General features: G+C 70.8%; 18 protein-coding genes. 7 read left to right on the forward strand and 11 right to left on the reverse strand.

Going from position 1 to position 19,979, the window contains the following annotated elements; all coding sequences use genetic code 11:
- Nucleotides 1-5: 5 nt before the first annotated feature.
- The 7 genes from BJ984_RS02470 to BJ984_RS19025 form a co-directional block, all read right to left on the reverse strand.
- Nucleotides 6-794 (reverse strand): enoyl-CoA hydratase/isomerase family protein, encoded by a 789-nt coding sequence (locus tag BJ984_RS02470; RefSeq protein WP_179546685.1) that lies wholly within the window; start codon nt 792-794, stop codon nt 6-8.
- On the reverse strand, nt 791-1,993 hold the full coding sequence (locus tag BJ984_RS02475; RefSeq protein WP_179546686.1) for a type 2 periplasmic-binding domain-containing protein: 1,203 nt from the start codon (nt 1,991-1,993) through the stop codon (nt 791-793). Before BJ984_RS02475 ends, BJ984_RS02470 begins: the two co-directional genes overlap by 4 nt.
- Nucleotides 1,990-3,309: a CaiB/BaiF CoA transferase family protein gene (locus BJ984_RS02480; protein ID WP_179546687.1), complete on the reverse strand. Its 1,320-nt coding sequence runs from the start codon at nt 3,307-3,309 to the stop codon at nt 1,990-1,992. Before BJ984_RS02480 ends, BJ984_RS02475 begins: the two co-directional genes overlap by 4 nt.
- Before the next feature lie 100 nt (nt 3,310-3,409).
- Nucleotides 3,410-4,546 carry an aldose 1-epimerase family protein gene (locus tag BJ984_RS02485; protein ID WP_218869958.1) on the reverse strand — a complete coding sequence of 379 codons (1,137 nt, stop codon included), beginning with the start codon at nt 4,544-4,546 and terminating at the stop codon, nt 3,410-3,412.
- A complete protein-coding gene (locus tag BJ984_RS02490) occupies nt 4,543-5,286 on the reverse strand; it encodes an SDR family NAD(P)-dependent oxidoreductase (protein ID WP_218869959.1) in 744 nt (247 codons plus the stop codon). The genes BJ984_RS02485 and BJ984_RS02490 overlap by 4 nt, the downstream gene beginning before the upstream one ends.
- 49 nt (nt 5,287-5,335) lie before the next feature.
- Complete coding sequence (locus BJ984_RS02495; protein ID WP_173182316.1) at nt 5,336-6,250, reverse strand: sugar phosphate isomerase/epimerase family protein; 915 nt, start codon at nt 6,248-6,250, stop codon at nt 5,336-5,338.
- A 136-nt stretch (nt 6,251-6,386) separates the two neighbouring features.
- The gene (locus BJ984_RS19025) at nt 6,387-7,553 is read right to left on the reverse strand and encodes a Gfo/Idh/MocA family protein (RefSeq protein WP_218869960.1); all 1,167 of its coding nucleotides are present in this window, start codon (nt 7,551-7,553) and stop codon (nt 6,387-6,389) included.
- Nucleotides 7,554-7,699: 146 nt separating this feature from the next.
- Here BJ984_RS19025 and BJ984_RS02505 point away from each other — a divergent pair, with 146 nt between their 5' ends.
- The 4 genes from BJ984_RS02505 (at nt 7,700) to BJ984_RS02520 (ending at nt 12,598) form a co-directional block, all read left to right on the forward strand.
- The gene (locus BJ984_RS02505; protein ID WP_179546689.1) at nt 7,700-8,785 is read left to right on the forward strand and encodes a substrate-binding domain-containing protein; all 1,086 of its coding nucleotides are present in this window, start codon (nt 7,700-7,702) and stop codon (nt 8,783-8,785) included.
- 92 nt (nt 8,786-8,877) lie between these two features.
- Complete coding sequence (locus BJ984_RS02510; RefSeq protein WP_179546690.1) at nt 8,878-10,506, forward strand: sugar ABC transporter ATP-binding protein; 1,629 nt, start codon at nt 8,878-8,880, stop codon at nt 10,504-10,506.
- Nucleotides 10,503-11,561: an ABC transporter permease gene (locus tag BJ984_RS02515; protein WP_179546691.1), complete on the forward strand. Its 1,059-nt coding sequence runs from the start codon at nt 10,503-10,505 to the stop codon at nt 11,559-11,561. The genes BJ984_RS02510 and BJ984_RS02515 overlap by 4 nt, the downstream gene beginning before the upstream one ends.
- A complete protein-coding gene (locus BJ984_RS02520; RefSeq protein WP_179546692.1) occupies nt 11,558-12,598 on the forward strand; it encodes an ABC transporter permease in 1,041 nt (346 codons plus the stop codon). Before BJ984_RS02515 ends, BJ984_RS02520 begins: the two co-directional genes overlap by 4 nt.
- A 499-nt stretch (nt 12,599-13,097) precedes the next feature.
- Here the strand turns inward: BJ984_RS02520 and BJ984_RS02525 are convergent, their stop codons facing one another.
- From BJ984_RS02525 to BJ984_RS02540, 4 genes are read right to left on the reverse strand one after another with little or no spacing between them, the layout of a single operon-like run.
- A complete protein-coding gene (locus tag BJ984_RS02525) occupies nt 13,098-14,138 on the reverse strand; it encodes a zinc-dependent alcohol dehydrogenase family protein (protein WP_179546693.1) in 1,041 nt (346 codons plus the stop codon).
- Between the two features lie 52 nt (nt 14,139-14,190).
- On the reverse strand, nt 14,191-15,186 hold the full coding sequence (locus tag BJ984_RS02530; RefSeq protein WP_271206370.1) for a phosphotriesterase family protein: 996 nt from the start codon (nt 15,184-15,186) through the stop codon (nt 14,191-14,193).
- Nucleotides 15,183-16,676 (reverse strand): xylulokinase, encoded by a 1,494-nt coding sequence (xylB, locus tag BJ984_RS02535; RefSeq protein WP_179546694.1) that lies wholly within the window; start codon nt 16,674-16,676, stop codon nt 15,183-15,185. The genes BJ984_RS02530 and xylB overlap by 4 nt, the downstream gene beginning before the upstream one ends.
- A 40-nt stretch (nt 16,677-16,716) precedes the next feature.
- On the reverse strand, nt 16,717-17,421 hold the full coding sequence (locus BJ984_RS02540; RefSeq protein ID WP_218869961.1) for an SDR family NAD(P)-dependent oxidoreductase: 705 nt from the start codon (nt 17,419-17,421) through the stop codon (nt 16,717-16,719).
- A gap of 268 nt (nt 17,422-17,689) precedes the next feature.
- Between BJ984_RS02540 and BJ984_RS02545 the strand changes: the two genes are divergently transcribed.
- From BJ984_RS02545 to BJ984_RS02555, 3 genes are read left to right on the forward strand one after another with little or no spacing between them, the layout of a single operon-like run.
- Nucleotides 17,690-18,304, forward strand: a complete 615-nt coding sequence (locus BJ984_RS02545; protein ID WP_179546696.1) for a glucose-6-phosphate isomerase family protein — start codon at nt 17,690-17,692, stop codon at nt 18,302-18,304.
- Complete coding sequence (eda, locus tag BJ984_RS02550) at nt 18,301-18,948, forward strand: bifunctional 4-hydroxy-2-oxoglutarate aldolase/2-dehydro-3-deoxy-phosphogluconate aldolase (RefSeq protein ID WP_179546697.1); 648 nt, start codon at nt 18,301-18,303, stop codon at nt 18,946-18,948. The genes BJ984_RS02545 and eda overlap by 4 nt, the downstream gene beginning before the upstream one ends.
- Before the next feature lie 60 nt (nt 18,949-19,008).
- Nucleotides 19,009-19,977, forward strand: coding sequence for a shikimate dehydrogenase family protein (locus BJ984_RS02555; protein WP_179546698.1), 969 nt, complete (start codon nt 19,009-19,011; stop codon nt 19,975-19,977).
- The last annotated feature ends 2 nt before the right edge of the window (nt 19,978-19,979 follow it).

A 19,979-nucleotide genomic window follows, 5' to 3' on the forward strand; every position in this document is an offset into this window, starting at 1 on the left:
CGGCGTCAGCGCCGGTGGAAGACGCCGGGGCGCTTCTCGGCGAAGGCGGCGCGGCCCTCCGCGGCGTCGTCGGTGGCGAAGGTCACGGTCTGCAGATCGCGCTCGTAGGCGATCGCCGCGTCCTGGGGCAGGTTGTATGCCGCCCGCAGGTTGGCCTTCGCGGTCTCCGCCGCGATCGGCGGGCGGGCGGCGATGGTGCGGCCGAGCTCGACGGCCCGCTCCAGCAGCGCGTCGGGCGCCACCAGCTCCGATACGAGGCCCCAGGCCAGCGCTCGCTCGGCGTCGATCGGGTCGCCCGTCATCAGCATCAGCGCCGCGTTCGACGCGCCGATCGAATGGGCGAGGAAGGTGCTCATGCCGCCGCCGCCGATCCAGCCGAGCTTGATCTCGGGCGCCGCGAACGACGCGGTGGTCGACGCGAGCCGGATGTCGCAGGTCATCGCCGTCTCGAGCCCGCCGCCGAAGGCGTAGCCGTTCACGGCCGCGATCACGGGCTTCCGCAGCAGCCGCAGGGCGTCGCAGTAGTCCTCGCGGTTGCGGAAGTCCCACGGGGTGGCGTACTTGTCGAGCGAGCGGATGTCCGAGCCGGCGCAGAAGGCTCGCTCACCCGCCCCGGTCAGCACCAGCACCCGCACCTCGTCGCTGTCGTTCGCCCAGCCCGCGACCTCGACCAGCGCATCCGACATCTCCTGGGTGACGGAGTTCAGCTTCTGGGGACGGTTGAGGGTGACGACGGCCACCTGGTCGACGAGCTCGACGAGGATCTCGTCGGTGGCGGGCACGGGTGCGGTCATGACAGGACTCCTCGGGGGTGGGTTCGCGCACGCGACGCCGGCACCGGCGCGCTCACGGGCTCGGTGGCCGCCGACCGTGCGCGAGCCGACACGCGGGACGCCGAGCGGAGCCGCTCGAGCCCCTCGGCGACGGGCAGGGCGCCGGCCACGACCTCGCGCACGAGCGCCGAGGCCGCCGACTGGAACGGGATGTAGCCGGCGTAGCGCGGCCTCACCCAGGACGACTCGATCGTGGCGAGCGTCGCGCCGTAGAAGCCGCTCGCGGCGCGGTCGACCTCGGGATCGGTCCAGGCCGATCGGGCCGAGGGCTGGCCGGAGTGCCGGGGGATGAAGGCGCGCTGCGTCTCCTCCGACAGCAGCCCCGCGATGTGCGCGACGAGCTGGGGCGTGACCTCGGCGCGGCGGCTGACCGCGATGCCGGTGCCGCCGATGGTCGAGCCGCGTCGCCCGCCGGGGAGGGCGGCGGGAGCATCCGCGAATCGCAGCACCGGCGAGGAGTAGGTGACGTAGCCGTAGACGAGGGGGATGTACGCGATCTCGTCGGTGGCCGTCATGCGCTCGAGCAGGGCGATCGGGTTCTGCGTCGCGCTGCCGGTGGGGGCGCGCGAGCCGATCGAGCGCAGGATGTCGAGGGCGAGCGAGCCGGTGATGTCCGAGACGAACGGCAGCCCGGGGTGGTCGGCGACCGGCTCGCCGAGGGCGGCGCAGATCGACGCGAAGCTGAGGAAGGCGTGCGGGCCGGCGAGGGAGAGCGCGACGGGCGCCTCCCCGGCCAGGCGCTCGACGTCGGCCCAGGTCTCGGGGGCGTCGACACCCGGCAGCAGGTCGGCGCGGAGGGCGGCGACCTGGGTGGCCGCGTCCAGCGGCAGCGCCCACTGCCGGCCGAGCATCCGGTACGACTCGAACGACGGGCCCACCGAGGCGCCCGCCCAGCGCTCGAGCAGCTCGGGCCCGACGACGTCCTCCATCGGCTGCAGCGAGCCGAGCTCGAGGGCCTCGCCGAGGTGCGGGTGGTCGAGCACGATCAGGTCGAAGTCGCGGGCGAGCTCGTCGATCGGATGCGACTCGAAGTGCTCGAGGGAGTGCGCCTGCCAGTCGATGTCGAGCGAGGCGTCGGCCACCGCGGCCGCCCGCAGGGCGTCCCGCCCCCGCGGGTGGTCCCAGGTGATGCCCCGGTAGGAGGGCACGTGCCCGGTCATGCCGGTTCCGCGACGGCCGTCGGCTCAGCGACCTGCCCGGCAGCACCCGACTCAGCGGCGGCCTGCCCGGTGGCCTCCGGCTCGGCCGCCACCACGCCCGCGTCGAGCAGGGCGTCGACCCGGTCGGCTGGGAGCCCGAGCTCCGTCAGGATCTCACGGGTGTGCTCCCCGGTGAGCGGCGCCCCCCGGTCGATGCGCGCCGGCGTCTCCGACAGCTTGTACGGGAACCCGGGCGTCTTCACGAGCCCCTCGGTCGGGTGCTCGTACTCGATGAAGGTGCCGTTGTGCTTGATCTGCTCGTCGTCGACGAGATCCTGGTAGCCGTAGACGGGCCCCGCCCAGATGCCGGCGGCGCCGAGCGCCTCGAGCCACTCCGCCGTCGACCGCGTCGCGAGCCGCTCGGCGGTCTTGGCGTAGATCTCGTCGCGGTGGGTCCAGCTGTCGACCTCGGTGTCCATGCCGAGGAACCACTCCTCCTCGAGCACCTCCCCGAGCGTGTGCAGATCGGGCATGGCGAGGGCGAGGTAGCCGTCGGTGGTGGAGAAGGTGCCGTAGGGCGCCCGGATGTAGACGTGCGCGTGCGGCTGCTCGCTGCGGTGCTGGCCCACTCCGCCCACGGTGAAGACCGAGAGCTCCTGCATCTGCAGCGTCGTGATCGCGTCGAGCATGTTCACCGAGACGAGCTGCCCCTGCCCGGTGCGCTCGCGGTGGAACAGCGCGGCCAGCACGCCCTCGAACGCCGTCGAGGCGGTGACCGCGTCGACCAGGTACTGTCCGGCGGGGGTCGGCGGATGCCCGGCACTCCCCGAGGAGAGCATGGCCCCGCTCATCGCCTGCAGCAGCAGGTCCTGGCCCGGGCGGTTGCGGTAGGGGCCGTCCTCGCCGTAGCCCGAGATCGACACGTAGACGATCGACGGGTTGATGGCCCGGAGCGTCTCGTAGTCGACGCCCAGGCGGGCGGCGACACCGGGCCGGTAGTTCTGCAGGAACACGTCCGCCGTCTTCACCAGCTCGTAGAGGATCTCGCGGCCCTCGTCGGCCTTGAGGTCGACGCCGATCGACCGCTTGTTGCGGTTCAGCGACAGGAACGAGACGTTGATGCGGTTGCCGGTCGCCCCACCCGCCGCCGCGTGCCGCTGCCACTCGCCGCGGGTCGGCTCGACCTTGATCACGTCGGCGCCGAGGTCGCCGAGGCGCTGCGCCGCGAAGGGGCCCGCCATCGCGATCGAGCAGTCGAGCACCCGGATGCCCGAGAGCACCTCGGGGGCCGCCGAGGTGGCGCCCGAAGGGGAGGCGGGGGTGGTGGTGTCGGTCATCGGTGACTCCTCGGTTCACGGGGGCCGCGCATCCGCTCGTCACGGACTGGCAGCGCTAACATAAGACTATCGCCGGATGCGGGAACAGGCACGGTGGCGCCTACTCGGGCTGTCCGTGGACGGCGCGGATCGCGTCGGCGGAGGCGCGCGTCTCGGCCTCGCCGTCGAGCACCCGCACCGTGGTGGAGTACTCCCGCCGCTCGCCGTGCTCGAGCCAGATCATCGACCCGTTCTCGCGGGCCGCGGCGTCGCCGTCCACGTGGTGGGTCGAGGGCTCGAGGCCCACGGCGTACTGGCCGCTGCGCAGGTTCTGCCACTCGAAGAAGTGCGGCATGCCCTCGGCGCTCCAGCTGACCTCGACCCCGCGGGAGTCGTCGGCGGCGACGAGCGCCACGCGGTGCCGGCCGTCGGCTCCGGCCACGAGCTCGTGCTCGAAGACCTGCTCGACGAAGCCCTGCTGCGGGGCGGGCAGCGTGCGGTACGACACGCGCTGCTCGGCCACGGAGTCGGACGACCAGAGGGTCTTCGCGATCGGTGCGACGAGCCGCGTGCCCTCGTCGACGAAGGGCCAGCCGATGTTGAGGTGGTAGAGGAACATGTGCGGCGTGCGCTCGAAGCCGAGGTTCTCGACCGTGTCGTTCCAGCGGACCTCGCGGCCGGTGAAGTCGAGCTCGACCGTGCGGGTGAGCTTCAGGTGCTCGCCGAACGAGGTCGCCTGCACCACCTCGCCGACGACCCGCAGCACCGAGTCGCCGGTGCCTGGGTCGACGATCTCGCGCGCCTCCAGCAGGCGGGCCGGGATGGCGGTGAGCCGGCCGTGCAGGCCGTGGGTGACGCTCTGCTTGGGCGGGTAGCCGTACTGCTGCGCATCCACCTCGCCGCCGAAGAGGGTGTGGTCGAGCCCGCCGGTGACGAGCAGGCCGTCGAGCGCGCGCAGCCACGACAGGCCGCCCTCGTCGCTGTGCTCGTGCAGCCCGGGGTGCCGGAAGCCGTTGCCTGAGCGCCAGCCGAACGGCACGCCGCGAAGCCTCGCCGAGCCGAAGTCGAAGGCCCGGTCGACGAGCACCTCGAGCTCGAGACCCGCCGCGGTGCGCAGCTGCAGGGCGCGCACGCCCCGCTCCACCCCGTCGTCGAGCACCACCGAGCGGATGCCCGCCACCGCCGACAGGTCACCCGTGCGTTCGGCGAGCTCTCGCCGGCTCAGCTGCTGCCCGAAGATCTCCACTGCATTCCTCATTCCATGATCCAGCCGCCGTCGACGTTGATGGTCTGGCCCGTGACGAACGACGAGTCGGGGCCCACCAGGAACGATACGACGGCCGCGAGCTCGGCGTCGCTCCCCCGGCGCTTGAGCGCCTGGTGCTCGATGACGTGCGCGGAGTACTCGGCCGCGTCGCCCTGGATCTCCTCGGCCTTCGTGGGGAACGCGCCGGGCGAGACCGCGTTCACCCGGATGCCGTGCTCGCCGAGCTCCCGGGCGAGCGCCCGGGTCAGCGCGACGGCCGCACCCTTGGTCGAGACGTAGCTCGCGAGGTTCGACCAGCCGCCGTGCCAGGTGATGCTGCCGACGTTCACGATGGCGCCGGAGCGGCGCGCGACCATGCCGCGCGCCGCCACCTGGGCGGCGTAGAAGTAGCCGCGCTGGTTCACCGTGACGACGTCGTCGTACTCGGCCAGCGGGATCTCGAGGAAGGGGGTGCTGGGGTAGATCGCCGCATTGTTGATCAGCGCCCCGACGGGGCCGAAGTCCCGTTCGGTGCCGGCGACGGCCGCCTCGATGGCGTCGGAGTCGCGCAGGTCGACCTCGAGCATCCGCACCGGGAAGCCCTCGGCCTCCAGCTGCGCGGCGGTCTCGGCCAGATCCGCGCTCGCCCGGCCCAGCGCGCCGATGGCGAACCCGTCGGCCCCCAGCCTCAGTGCCGTCGCCCGGCCGAGCGCGCCGCCCGCACCCGTGATGATCGCTACCTTGTCCTGCACGTGCATCCCTCTCGTGTCACCCGTCTGACCGTCTGCCCCGCCGCCGTGCTCAGATGTTGTACTTCTTGAGCGTATCGACGACGAACTGCTTGGCCCGCGGGATGTCGCTCTCGTCGAGGTGCTCGATGATCAGGGGAGCGTTCGGGTTCTGCTCGCTGAGGCGCTGCAGGTAGAGGTCGTAGTCGAGCGAGCCGAGGCCCGCGGCCGGCAGCTCGATCTCGCCGACGCCCCGGAAGGTGTGCGAGGCGAGCGCGTCGTCGTCGCCGATGTCGGCGTGCTTCTCGCTCTTGTCGTCGCCCGCGCGCTTGACGTCCTTGGCGTGCGCCACGCGCACCCGGTCGCCGAGCACGTCGAAGACCTCGTTCAGCACGCCGGCCTGATCGTCGATGTTGGTGGCGTCGAAGTAGTTGGTCGGGTCCATCAGCAGCTCGAGGCCCGGGGTGCGGATGTCGTTGAAGACGCGGGCGGTCTCGCGCACCGAGCCGATCACGTTGTTCACGTAGGTCTCGAGCAGGAAGGTCGCGCCGTGGTCGTACGCGGTCTGCGCCAGCTCGGCGAGCACGGTGCGCACCTGCTCGTAGGCGTCCTCGGAGCGGTTGTGCGGGTCGTGGTCCCACTCGCTCTCGGCGTTGAAGGTGCCCGACTCGGAGATCACGTACTTCGAGCCGAAGTTGCGGGCGTTGCGGATGATCTCCTTGAGGTACTCGACGTTCGCCTTCCGGTGCTCGGGGTCGGGATGCACGATGTTCGTGTAGCCCGAGATGGCCGAGATCGGCAGGTCGTGGTCGCGGAAGGTGTCGCTGACGAGCTTCGCCTTCTCCTTGGTGATCTGGCCGGCGCCGAGGTCGAGATCCTTGAAGTGCAGGTCGAGCTGCACGGTGTTGAAGCCGTGCGCGCGGATCTTCTCCGCGGTGGTCTTGAGGTCGTAGGGGTAGTAGGCGGTGAAGATGCCGAGCTGAATCATGGCGTCGTTGCTCCTTGTTCGATTCGAGTGGGGTTCGGTCGTCGGTGTAGGTCGTGGGTGGGTCGGTGCTGCGTGGTTCGGTCGTGGGTCGTTCGGTCGGGCGTCGTTCGGTCGGGCGTCGTTCGGTCGCGCGTCGTCAGACGGGGAACTCGTCGAGGCGCACCGGGCGCTTCTCGGCGATCGAGCGGTAGCCCGCCTCGATCAGCGCCATGGTGCGCACGTTGTCGGCGACGCTGAGCTCGGGGGCCGTGCCGGTCTCGACGGCGTGCTGCACCTGCTCCATCACGCCGATGAAGGCGTGCGGGAACCAGTGCGTGTCCCAGCTCGGCTCCACCCATTGGCCTCCGGTGGCGTGGGTCGAGGCGTAGCGGATGCTCGACGGCACCCCGTGCGGCCAGCCGATGGTGCCCTGCGCGATGCCCGCGGTGCCCTCCACCCGCCAGCGGATGAAGAAGTCGTCGTCGAAGCCCTCCTCGCGGGGGCCGCCCCAGACGTCCTCGACGCTGAGCGCCAGCACGTCGCCGGGGAAGCGCAGGGTCGACACGACGATCCCGTCCTCGTGCTCGAACGTCGTGCGCGGATCGCGGCGGGTCACGGTCGAGATCTCGGAGGGGTCGCCGAACAGGAAGCGCAGGGCGTCGAGGTGGTGCACGCTCATGTTGGCGAGCGTGAGCCGGTCGTAGCCCTCGAGGAAGCCCTGCCAGTGCGGCACGGCGTGCATGTCGATCTGGGCGAAGACCGGGTCGCCGAGCACGCCCGCGTCGAGCAGTTGCTTCAGCACGCGGATCGACTGGTCGTAGCGCATGTTCTGGTTGACGCTCAGGACGGTGCCCGCCGCGGCAGCCTCGTCGCGCAGGGCGATCGCCTCGTCGAGGTCGAGCGCCAGCGGCTTCTGCGCGAGCACCGCCTTGATGTGCGGCTGCGCCAGGGCAGCGCGGATGATCGCCGGCTGCTGGTCGGGCGGGAACGCGATGTCGAGGATCTCCACGTCGGTGTCGGCGAGCAGCGCGTCGACGGTGTCGTGCACCTTCGGGATGCCGTAGCGCTCCGCCACCGCCCGGGCGTTCGCCGGGGTGCGGGACGCGATGGCGACCACGGGGAAGCCCGCCTGCCGGTAGGCCTCGAGGTGCTGGTCGGCCATGATCGCGCCGGCTCCGACGCAGCCGATGCGGTGGCTGCGGGTGCGGATCGGCACATCGGGCTCGAAGCTCACGGCCGCCTCGTCTGCCGCTGCCTCCGCCTCCGCGGTCGCCTCTGCGGCTGCCGGGGCCTGGGCCTGGCCGGGTGTCGTCGTCGAGGTCACTGGTTCTCCTATCGCGTCGTTGCGACTCGTCTGCTGCGAACCTAGTGGATCACAATCGGAAATGCTAGCGCTACTGGCAGCGCTGCCATTAATCGGCTAGTGTGCCGACCACGCCCTGCACCATCGGCGATTTCAAAGGAGAAATCATGCAGCGACCCCAGCACGCCCGTCACTTCGCGAGGGGAGCCGCCGTCCTCGCGGCCGCCTCCTCGCTCGCCCTTCTCGCCGGCTGCACCAGCGCCCCGGCCGAAGGCGGAGGCACCGACGCCGCCGGCGGCGACGACGGCAAGTTCGTCATCGGCTTCGAGCAGCCCCTCGGCGGCCAGGCCTGGCGCGAGATGGGCCTCGCCTCGCTGCAGGCCCTCGCCGCCTCCCCCGAGTACAAGGACAAGGTCGAGGTCAAGATCGTCCGCACCAACGACAACGACGCGGCCCAGCAGAACGCGGCGATGCAGAACCTGATCGCCGACGGCGTCGACCTGATCCTGTTCGACCCGGCCTCGTCCTCCGGCGCCGACGCCGCCATCACCCAGGCGTCGGCGCAGGGCATCCCGGTCATCGCCAACGGCGGCCCCTACGACAGCGACGACGTCTACGTGGTCTCGACCGACTGGGCGAACGCCGGCACGATCGGCGCCGACTGGCTGCTCGAGAACCTCGGCGACGACAAGAACATCGCGGTGCTCGAGGGCCTCGCCGGCGTGCCGCTGAACGAGGGCACGATGCCCGGCGTGATCGAGACGCTCGAGGGCGGCGGCGCGACCGTCGTGGCGCAGGACACCAACGGCTGGAACGAGGCCACCGCCCAGGAGGCGATGTCGAACATCCTGCGCTCCAACCCCGACGTCGGCGGCGTCTACTCCTTCCTCACCGGAGGACAGGGCGTTCCGGAGGCCTTCAAGGCGGCCGGGCTCCCCTTCGTGCCGGTCGTCGGCGGCTCCGGCTACAACGGCGAGGCCTGCACCCTGGCCGAGTACGCGCCCGAGGGCCTCACGGGCAACATGGTCTTCGGCCAGCCCGCCATCTACGCGAAGGGCCTCGAGCAGGCCGTCGCGCTGCTCGAGGGCGAGGAGATCGAGAAGGAGCAGTACTTCCCGCCGCTCGAGATCACCGAGGAGAACGCGGCCGACTTCTGCCTGGCCGACAAGCCGAACAACTTCCAGCTCGGCTACGACTTCCCGGGCCTCGACCTGACGCTCGACCAGGTCATGGAGTTCTACTCGGGCTCCTGAGCCCGGGCACCGTCCGATCGGCGGGTGCCGCGGCTCACGCCGCGGCATCCGCGCTCCTCCCCTCGACTTCCATTCCACTTCTGGAGGCTTCCGTGTCGACACCGACACCCGCACCCCCCATCGCGACCGGCGCCTCGACGACGTCGGCGAGCGCCCCACAGACCGCCCCGCCGGCTGCCCCTCCCGCCGCCCCTCCCGCCGACGCCCTCCTCGTCGCCACCGACCTGGTGAAGAGCTACGGCCCCGTCAAGGCCGTGCAGGGCGTCACCTTCCACTGCAACCCCGGCGAGGTGCTGGCCCTGGTCGGCGAGAACGGCGCGGGCAAGAGCACCGTGGCCAAGATGCTCGCCGGCGCGGTCACGCCCACCAGCGGCACCATCATCGTCGGCGGCGAGCCGCTCGCGTCGGGCAGCGTCAAGCAGTCCCGCCTCTCGGGCGTGCGCTGCGCCTTCCAGGAGCTGGCCCTCGTGCCCGACTGGACCGTGGCCGAGAACCTCTCCCTCCCCGACGGCGCTCCCCTGCGCGGCTTCTCGCAGAAGAAGTCGGTGGCGGCAGCATCCGCTCTGCTGAAGGCCTTCGACCTCCCCCACATCGACCCCCGCGCCGCCGTCGGCACCCTCTCGCTCGCCGACCGGCAGCTGGTGGAGATCGCCCGCGCCCTCGCCGGCAAGCCCCGCCTGCTCATCCTCGACGAAGCCTCCTCGGCCCTCACGCCGCCCGGCGTGCAGTGGCTGTTCACGCGCATCCGGGAGCTCACCGCCGCCGGCGGCAGCGTGATCTACGTCTCGCACCGCCTGGGCGAGATCGCCGAGATCGCCGACCGCGGCACCGTGCTGCGCGACGGCCAGGTGGCCGGCGAGTTCGTGCGCGGTGGCTGGACCGACGACGAGCTCATCTCCCTCATGGCGGGCCGCGAGGCCGAGCGCTTCTTCCCCGACCCGCCAGAGCGAACCACGGATGCGGTGGCCCTGTCGGTCACCGAGCTCCGTTCCGATGGCCTCGACGGGGTGAGCCTTTCGCTCGGGGCAGGCGAGATCCTCGGCATCGGCGGCCTGCAGGGCCACGGTCAGGCCGAGCTGCTGCGCGCCCTGTTCGGGGCCGCTCCCGCGGTCGCCAAGGAGTGGACGATCGCCGGCCGCCGCATCAAGAGCACCACCCCGGTGCGCTCGGTGCGCCACGGCCTCGGCTACGTTCCCGAAGACCGCAAGCGCGAGGGCCTGGCCCTCGAGATGAGCGTCGGCGAGAACCTCCTCGCCCCCTGGCTGAAGGCCTACCAGCTCGGCGGGCGACCCCGCCTGGCGATGGAGCGAGGCTGGATCGACGGCATCCTGAGCGCTCTCTCGGTGCGCACCCGCGGCTCGAACGAGCTGGCCGGATCGCTCTCGGGCGGCAACCAGCAGAAGCTCGTGTTCGGTCGCTGGATGGATCGCTCGCGGACGGTCATTCTGCTGCACGACCCCACCCGCGGCATCGACGTGCGCGCCAAGCAGGAGCTCTACGGGGCGATCGTCGACCTCGCGAAGCAGGGTGTCGGCATCCTGTGGTTCTCCACCGAGGTGGAGGAGCTCGTGCACGTCTGCCACCGGGTGGTCGTGCTCTACCAGGGCAAGGTCGCCGACGAGCTCACCGGTGCGCGGCTGACGGCCGATGCGATCGTCGGCGCCGCGGTCGGCTCGACCGGCTCCATCAGTCTCACCACCGACGAGGAGGACCTCCGATGACCGCCATCTCCCCGCCGAGCACGCCGCGCACACCGTCCGCGACGTCGGCGTCATCCGCGCCGCCTCCGCCGCCGCGCCGTCGCGGCTGGAACAGCACCGGCATCACCCGCCTGCGCCGTGAGGGTGCCATCGCGCCGATCGCCGCGTTCGTGGTGTTCTTCGTGGTGTACGTCATCATCAACCCCGAGCTGCTCACGCGGTTCCAGCTGCAGACGGCCTCGAACCTCGTGGTGCCGCTCGCGCTGGTGGCGCTCGGGCAGCTCGTGGTGGTGCTGGTCGGCGGCATCGACATCTCCATCGGCGCCATCATGAGCCTCTGCAACGTGGTGTTCGCCACGCAGCTGCTCACCCTGCCGGTGCCCGTGGCGATCCTGCTCGCGGTGCTGGTGGGGCTCGGATGCGGCCTGTTCAACGGCTTCCTCGTCGCGTACGCCGGGTTGCCGGCCATCGCGGTGACGCTGGCGAGCGCGTTCATCTTCGGCTCGCTGGCCCGCGAGGTGCTCGACCGGCCGGGCGGCGGCGTCACGAAGGAGATCTACCTCGCCACGAGCGGAGAGCTGCTGCCCTTCGTGCCGGTGGCGCTGGTGTGGCTCGCGGTGATCGCCGTGGGGCTGTGGCTGCTGCTGCAGCGCACGGCACTCGGCCGGCACATCTACGGGGTGGGATCGAACATGGAGAGCGTGCGCGCCGCCGGCATCAACGCCCGGCTCACCAAGCTGCTCGCCTTCGGGCTGGCCGGCGTGCTGACCTCGTTCGGCGCCATGATGCTCGCCTCCTCGACCGTCACGGGCGACCCGCGCTCGGGCGACCCGTACCTCCTGTCGTCGATCGCCGCCGTGGCCCTCGCGGGCGCCGCCTTCACCGGTGGGCGCGGCAGCATCATCGGCACCATCCTGGCGGCCTGCACCCTGGGGCTCATCGGCAACCTGCTGTTCTTCGCCGGGGTCAATTCGTACTGGCAGTACGTCATCAGCGCACTGATCATCGTGGCGGTCGTGGGGCTGCCCGTCGTGTGGCGCAAAGTCGCGTTCCGCGTGAAGGGAATCCGTTCATGACCACCGTCGCTCCTCCCTCATCCCCGTCGCCGTCGGCCTCTCCGTCTCCGGATGCGGGCACGTCGACCACGGGCGCCGTCGGCAGGCCGTCGGTCGGTTCGATCCTGGGCCGGGTTCCCCGCGCCGTCTGGCCGCTCGTGGCGTTCCTGGTGCTGTTCGCGATCGGCGGGCTGATCCGGCCCAACCTGGTGACCGTGGAGTCGCTGATCGGCACGGCGACCTTCGCGATCATCCTGGCCATCGCCTCGTTCGGGCAGACGATCGCGGTCATCCAGGCGGGCATCGACCTCTCGGTGCCGAACACGATCGGCCTGTCGGCGCTGGCCTTCCTGGCGCTGGTCGGGCCGCTCGGCCCGCTCGGCGCCTTCGTGGCGGCACTGGCGGCGGGTGCGGTGATCGGATTCTTCAACGGGGCGGTGATCGCCAAACTCGGGCTCACGCCGATCGTCACGACGATCGCGATGAACGGGTTGCTGTTCGGTGTGATCCTCTTGGCGTTCAACTTCTCGGAGCTGACCGTCACGCCCGACTTCGTGATCGCCATCACCTCGGCCAAGCTCTCCGTGCTCGGCATCTCCGTGCCCGCCGTGCTCCCGCTCGGCCTAGCCCTGATGGTGGTGCTGCAGCTGGTGCTCTCGTTCACCGGCTGGGGCCGCTCGCTGTTCGTGGTGGGAGCCGCGGCCGAGACCGCGCGACTGGCGGGGCTGCCGGTCGACCGCATCCGCATCACCGGCTACATGCTGAGCGGCGCCCTCGCGGCCTTCGCCGGCATCGTGATCGTGGGCTACTACCAGCAGGCCTCGGCCACGATGGGCGCGAGCTACCTGCTCTCGTCGGTGGCGGCGGTCGTCGTCGGTGGCGCCTCGATCTTCGGCGGCCGCGGCTCGGTCGTCGGCACCGTGGGCGGGGCACTCGTGCTGGCGCAGGTGGCGACGCTGGTCACCGTGCTGAACCTGGGCTCAAACATCCAGCAGCTCATCTACGGGGCGATCATCCTCGTGGTCATCTCGCTGTACGGGCGGCGCCGGGCCGCCTGAGCCGAGTGGCCGTGGAGCGCCTGGTGTTCGAGCGCTCCAGGGCAACCATCGGCGCTCCTCGCAGGGCCTGTGCCGCGGTCATCTGACCAGAAACGCAAGCCAGGACTTGCTCGGCGCCATCTGACAGGAATCATCAGTCTGGTGTCTAGTTAGCCACACCACTGGAAGTGACCGGCTGACGGCAGACGGCAGAAAGGCCTCTGATGTCACTGGGACCCTGACGAAGTTTTGGACTAGTAGGCAATGGGAAAAGGGCGACACCCGTTCGACGATGGAATCACTGACTGATCTGGAACTCCTCGGGAGGGATCCAGCGGCCTGGGCGATGCCGCGCGCATGAGATCGATCTGCTGCAGATGCTCATTCTTCGGAACACCTCAAACATCGACTTGGAGGTTGACCGACCCCAGCTCGGCAAACTTACGGGTCGCGATGGACTGTCGGCTCATTCAGGCCCTCGATTCGCCCGCCAGGTAAACGGCCGCCGAGATGGTGAAACCTACTTTGCGGGACCACCTGGTTGGATGATTGCTTTGATGCATCGGCTGTCGGCAACGGCCGCTAGTGCATCTGCATAGTCCTCAAGCCCGAACCGGTGCGTGATCATGTCTGTGGTGTCGATCCGGCCGACCCGGAGCGCAGCAAGAGCTCGGTCGAACGAGAACTGCTGGGCGAACGATCCCTTCATGGTGAGTTCGCGGCGGAAGACCTCATACGGCAGGATCGGCAGCTCGGCGGTCTCCGACGTCATGCCGTAGACGAAGACCGTGCCGCCCGTGCGGGTGAGCTCGATGGCATGCGAGAGCACGGGCACGGCGCCGGTCGCGTCGATGACGACGTCGTAGCCGACCCCGCCGGTCCGGGCCAGGAGGTCGGCGGTCGAGTCGGCGCCCCGGGCGACCTGCACGACGCGGTCGGCCCCCTGGCGCGAGGCGAGGTCGAGCTTGGCGGCGGTGGGTGCCGCGACGGTCACCCGTCCGGCGCCCGAGGCGCGCAGCAGCTGGGCCAGAAGCAACCCCGTCGGTCCGGCTCCGAACAGCAGCACGTCGGCGCCGGGCGTGAGCGCCAGCACGTCGAGGCCGTGCACGACACAGGCGGTGGGCTCGGCGAACACGGCGACCTCGGGATCGAGGTCGTTCACCACGAAGCACCGATCGGCCGAGGCCACCACGAACTCCGCGAAGCCGCCGGGCGCGTTCACGCCCTGGGCGAGGAGGTGGCGGCAGAACGCGGGCCGCGCCCGTCGGCACTCGTCGCAGTGCCCGCAGGCCGCGGTGTTGTCGAACGTGACCCGGTCGCCGACCGAGAGCCCGAGCCCGCGTGCGTCGACCCCCGAGCCCAGCTCGACGATCTCGCCCACGATCTCGTGGCCCGGAATGAGCGGATAGGTGGGGCCGAACTCGCCGTCGTGCAGGTGCAGATCGGTGCCACACACCCCCGCGACGATCACGCGCAGCAGCACGTCGTGCTCACCGGGAACGGGGGTGGGGATGTCGGCGAGCGCGAAGCTGCCGGGCGCGTCGTAGACGATGGCTTTCATCGGGGGCCTTTCCGGAAGGGGACGGGTCGGAGGGGCGAGTCGAAGGAACGAGTCAGGGGGCGCAAGCGAGGAGTGCCGGGAGCGCGAGCAGCCGAGCACCGTTGGCCCGGGTGACGCGGTCGTAGTCTTCCCGCGTCAGCCGCTCGCGGAGGCGGGGCAGGAAGCGCTTCGGCAGGTACTCCAGGCCGGGCATCCCGCCGTAGGCGACGTAGCGCGATCGCCGGGCGACGTCGCCGCCGACCAGCATCCGGGCGGCTCCGCCCCCGTCGACCACGCGCGAGAGGCAGTCGAGGATAGCCGAGTCCGGCGCCTCGCGGTGACGTGCCGGGCCGTCGTAGCCGAGGTACGCGCCGCGCGCGGCGAGCTCGAGGTGCAGCCCGGGATCGAGGTTGCGGTCGACGTGCGCGAGCACCACGCGATCGGCGGCGACCCCGAGGGTGTCGAGCCGGTCGAGCACCTCGTGCGTCGCCGAGCCGAAGTCGAGATGCACCATCACGGCGCATCCGGTGGTCGTGCTCGTGGCCGCAGCCGCCTCGAGGGCTCGGCTCTCGAAGGCACCGATCGACCAGTACCGGATGCCCGCCTTGACGACGCCCGCCCGCACGGGCGAACCGTCCGGCGCCGCGGCCGGCCTGCCGTCGGCGACCCGGAAGCCCGAGACCACGTCGGCGACGAACGTCTCGGCCAGCCGCTCGGCCGGCATCTCGAGCAGCGGATGCCCGGCCGGGTAGTGCCCCGAATGGTGCAGTCCGGTCGTGTGCACGACGGCGAGACCCGTCGACGCGCTGATGCGGGCCGTCGCCTCGACGTCGCGGCCGAGCCCGGTCGGGGTGGCGTCGACCATGGCCTGCATCCCGCCCGCTAGGAGCGAGGCGGCTTCGCGGCCCGAGAGCAGTTCATCGTCGAGCTCGTCGCCGGCGAGCAGCGGCGAGATCTGGAAGAGGTGCTCGTGGTAGTCGAGGGTTCCGAGCGAGTCGGGCTCGACGTCGCCGAGCACGGTGCGCACGACGGAGCGGACGGGGGTGCCGCCGGAGGTGCCGGAGGTCACCGAGCCAGTCCGTCGAACCACGGCTCGAGCCGCCGGTAGGCGTCGAGGAACGTCTCGTACCCGGCGCCGTAGCGGCGGTGGCGGCCGGGGTCGGGCTCTCGCCGCTCGGTGCGCCGGGAGAACGAGAGCGCGACGTCGAAGTCGCTGAAGATGCCCACCCCGACGCCCCCCACCACGGCGGCGCCGATCGCGTTGGCCTCGTCGACGAGGTCGCGCGCACTCACCGGCACACCCCACACGTCGGCGAAGATATCGAGCAGCAGACCCGAGTTGGCCGCGCCGCCGATGGCATCGATCGACCCGATGGCCGTGCCGTTCTCGGCGAAGGCGCGGAGGCCCGTGTAGAGGTTGAACGCCACGCCCTCGAGCACGGCGCGGGTGAGGTTGCCGCGTCCGTGATGCATCAGGAGGCCGACGAACGCCGCCCGGGCGGACGGGTTCCAGTACGGCGAGCGCTCGCCGAGCAGGTGCGGCAGGAAGAAGAGCCCGTCTTCGGCGGCCCGCGACGTCGCCGCGCCGCCGAGCAGCTCCTCGTACCGGTCGTCCTGTCCGGGCGCGAGCAGCGAGGTCACCCACGACAGCGCGGCTCCGCCGGTCTGCATGGTGGCCGTCGGCACGAAACGGCCCGGGATGACGTGGTTGAAGGTCATCGACCGCATCGCGGGATCGTGCAGGGGTGCATCCGCGCTCACCGACACCCACGACGACGAGCCCAGGTAGGCGTACGCCCCGGACGACGCGTCGATGATGCCGGCACCCAGCGCCGCCGTCGGTCCGTCGCCGCCGCCGATCACCACGGGGGTGCCGGCCGCGAGCCCGGTCTCGCGAGCCGCCTCGGCGGTCACGGTGCCGATGACGGTGGACGACTCCACGATCTCGGGGAAGAGTGCCGGGTCGAGCTCGGCGGCCTCGATCAGCTCGGCCGACCACGACTTCGCATCCTGGTCGTAGGCGTTGGTGCTCGACGCGTCGGAGGGGTCGGTGACCCGCACACCGGTGAGCCGGTAGGCGAGGTAGTCCTTCGCCTGCATGACGGTGTCGATCCGGGCGAAGGCGTCGGGCTCGGTGTCCCGCAGCCACATCACCTTCGACAGCGAATAGGTGGGATTGAGGCGGTGGCCCGTGATGCGGTAGGCCCGCTCCATGCCGACGCGCTCGATCAGTGCGTCACACTGCACGCCTGAACGGGTGTCGGCCCAGATGATCGCGGGGCGTACGACGTCGCCGGCGGCGTCGACCGGCACGACCCCCATCATCTGGCCCGAGAACGAGACGGCGTCGATGTCGGCACTCGTGATGCCGCCGCGCTCGAGCAGTTGACGGTTGGCCTCGGCCATGGCGTTCCACCAGTCGTGCGGATCCTGCTGGGCACGGCCGCCTGGTCCGAAGTCGGCGCCGTAGCCGACCGAGACCGCGGCGATGAGGCGGGCGTCGTTCGAGACGAGGGTGGCCTTGTTGCCGGTGGTGCCGAGGTCGTGCGAGATGATCATGGTCGTCGTCGTCCTTCGCGTCGAAAGGGGCTCGCGCGCGTCAGCGCAGCGAGTACCCGCCGTCCATGAGCAATTCGGCGCCCACGTAGTAGCTCGCGTCGTCGCTCAGCAGGAAGGCCACCGATCCGGCGACCTCCTCGGGAGTCGCGAACCGGTCGACGACGACGTCGCGCTTCCAGGTGTCGTGCATGTGGGCCTTGAGGTGGTTCAGCGGAGTGTCGACGTACCCGGGCGAGAGTGCGTTCACCCGCACGCCGGAGGGACCCCACTCGACCGCGAGCGATTTGGTGAGGGCGGTGACCGCCGCCTTCGAGGTGTTGTAGGCGCTCTGCTTCTGCGGGAAGTTCACCACCGCGTTGCCCGACATCGAAGCGATGTTCACGATCGCGCCGCCGCCTCTCGCCATCAATTCGCGGCCGAACGCCTGGCAGGTGAGGAAGACACCGCGGAGGTTGACCCCGATCACGGCGTCGAACTGCTCGATCGGCATGTCCACCGCGGCCACGTCGTCCTCGACGATGCCGGCGCTGTTGACCAGGTCGACCGGGCGATCGTCGCCCGCGTACAGCGACGCCACCACCTCGGCGACGGATGCCGGTGAGCCGAGGTCGAGCTCCAGGCCCGACACGCCCTCCGGCAGACCCTCCAGGCCTTTGCGGTCGAGCGCGAAGACCTCGGCCCCCTCGGCGACCAGACGGCGTGCGATGGCCTGGCCGATTCCGCCGGCGCCGCCCGTGATCGCCACGCGGCGATTGCTGAAACGAGTTGTATCCACTGTGATTCCTAACTGACCGGGCACGACAGCCGGCGCCGGAACCTTGGGAGGGGGACGCCGTCGTGCATGTCGATTCTCCGTTGAGTCCGTGCACGCCGCGAGGTGCTGTCTAGTAAAACTACAACAGACACCCCAGCATGTGCACCCTCGACCCTCTGAAAGGCCGTAATTCGCTCTTGCGGCAGCAAACTGGCACCATGCTTGTAGTATGACTACCAACTCTCGAGGAGGAGAACCCATGACATCCGACGCCCCCGCTATCGATCGACCGACTCTGCTGGAGATCTCCGCCTCCGGCGGGTTCGAGGGGTCGACCCGTCACTACGAGAAGGTGGTCGGCGACATGGCCGGCGTCTACCTCGACGAGAAGGCGTGGACGGCCGCGGTCGAAGCCGATGGTGAATCGGCGCTGGTGTACTCGGTGAACGAGCAGAAGTACCAGAACGGCCCCGGCGCCCTGATCGTGGGCACCAGCATCGTGCTCCCCGGCCGCTACGGCGACGAGTTCGCCGTCACCCGCGGCCACCTGCACGCGGTCTCCGATCGCGCCGAGCTCTACTACTGCCTGAGCGGGCGAGGGGTGATGCTGCTCGACACGGTCGACGGCGACACCGCAGCCATCGAACTCACCCCGGGCAAGGCGGTCAACGTGCCGGGCCAGTGGATCCACCGGAGCGTGAACGTGGGCGACGAGCCCTTCGTGACACTGTTCTCCTACGCCGCCGACGCGGGTCAGGACTACGCGATCATCGCCGAGGCCGGCGGCATGAAGACGCTCGTTGTGGCTGACGGCGACGGCTGGACGACCGCTCCCAACCCGCGCCACCGCGGGTACCGCAAGGCCTCCGCATGAGCGGCAGCGTGCTCGAGCGGCTGACGCTCGCCCGGATCGCGCCCGTGGTCGAGATCACCGATGCCCGCCGCGGCGTCGAGCTCGCGCAGACTCTCGCCGCCGCCGGCCTCCCGGTCGCCGAGGTCACCCTCCGCACCCCCGCCGCCCTCGAGGCGATCCGCGCCATCGCCGCCGAGGTGCCTGGATTCCTCGTGGGGGCGGGCACGCTGCTCACCCCCGCCCAGATCGACGACGCCGTCGAGGCCGGTGTCCACTTCGGCGTCTCTCCCGGGTTCACCCCGGCGCTGTCGGATGCCGCGACCGCCGTGGGACTGCCTTTCGTGCCCGGCGCGGTCACCTCGACCGAGATCCTCGCGGCCGCCGAGCGGGGTCACACCCACCTGAAGTTCTTTCCGGCCGAGCCCTCGGGCGGGTCGGCCGCCGTCGCGGCCTTCGCCGCACCGTTCGCGTCGCTCGGCATCCGGTTCATGCCCACCGGAGGGGTGCGCCCGTCGAACCTCGACGCCTACCTCGCGCTGCCCACGGTCTTCGCCATCGGCGGCACGTGGATCGCACCCCGCGACCAGATCACCGAGGGCCGCTTCGACGAGATCGGCGCCGCCGCCCGTACGGCCGTCGCCACCGTGGCCGCCTACGGCGCCTGACCACCCGACTGCGCGGCCGCCCCCGGCGCCCGACGACCAGACAGAAAGAAGAAAGCACCCGTGCCCTGCACCTTCACTTCCGACACCCTCGAACCGGCCGCGACGCCCACCTTCTACTTCATCGGCGTCACCACCGGCAGTTCGTCCATCCGCACGGTCTTCCCGCTCTGGGCGGAGGCGCTCGGCCTCGGCGAGGTCGAACTCGTCGGCATCGACCTGCCCCTGCACGCCCCCGCCGAGCAGTACCGGAAGGTCGTCACATTCCTCAAGGACGACCCGCAGAGCCTCGGCGCACTGGTGACGACGCACAAGATCGACCTCTTCGAGGCGGCGAGAGACCTCTTCGACGAGATCGACCCGCTCGCCGAGCTGATGGACGAGGTGAGCTGCCTGTCCAAGCGCGACGGCCGCTTCCGCGCCCACGCGAAGGATCCGATCTCGTCGGGCCACGCGCTCGACGCCTTCCTGCCGGCCGGCTACTTCGCCGCCGAGCCCACCGACGTCGTGGTGTTCGGTGCCGGCGGATCGGCCATCGCCATCGACTGGTACCTCGCCCGACCCGAACGCGGCGACGACCGCCCGGCGCGCATCCTGGTCACCAATCGCAGCGCCGGCCGCCTCGAGACGCTCACGCGCATCCACGACGCCGCGTCGGCCGAGGTCGCGCTCGAGACGGTGCTCGCGCCAACCCCCGCCGACAATGACGCGGTGCTCGCCCGGGCGAGCCGCCGGGCGGTGGTGGTGAACGCCACGGGCCTCGGCAAGGACGCCCCAGGGTCTCCCCTGTCGGACGACGTCGTGTTCCCCGAGCAGGCCGTGGTGTGGGACCTGAACTACCGCGGCGACCTGGTCTTCCTCGACCAGGCGCGGGCCGCGCAGGAGGAGCGGTCGCTTCAGGTGGAGGACGGCTGGATCTACTTCATCCACGGCTGGACGCAGGTCATCGCCGAGGTGTTCGACGTGAGTATCCCGACCAGCGGACCCGTGTTCGACGAGCTGTCGGCCATCGCCGCCTCGACCCGGAGCTGACG

The sequence above is a fragment of the Herbiconiux flava genome (genome assembly GCF_013409865.1).
GTDB classification, from domain to species: domain Bacteria; phylum Actinomycetota; class Actinomycetes; order Actinomycetales; family Microbacteriaceae; genus Herbiconiux; species Herbiconiux flava.